General features: G+C 73.1%; 1 pseudogene. It reads right to left on the reverse strand.

Annotated elements, in window-relative coordinates:
• Positions 1-301, reverse strand: a pseudogene (locus tag IH50_RS38530) (alpha-1,4-glucan--maltose-1-phosphate maltosyltransferase); the annotation flags it as partial.

Consider the following 301-nt stretch of genomic DNA (forward strand, 5'->3'; position numbering starts at 1 on the left):
GTCGTGGCCGCCCTCGGGGGAGCCGATCGCCCAGGGCACGCCGACGTCGTCGGGGCCGGCGTTCAGGGTGTTGTTGGGGCCCTTGCGGTGGGTGGTGCCAATGGGGTGGATGGGCGGGAGGTAGACGACGTCGAAGCCCATCGCGGCGATCGCCGGGAGGCGGCGGGCGGCGGTGTCGAAGGTGCCGTGCGGCTGCTGTGGCGTGCCCTCGGAGCGGGGGAAGAACTCGTACCAGGCGCCGTACAGGGCCCGCTCGCGTTCCACCAGCAGCGGCAGCGGCTCACTGCCGGTGACCAGTTCC

This window comes from Streptomyces sp. NRRL S-37, assembly GCF_000721605.1.
Lineage (GTDB): Bacteria > Actinomycetota > Actinomycetes > Streptomycetales > Streptomycetaceae > Streptomyces.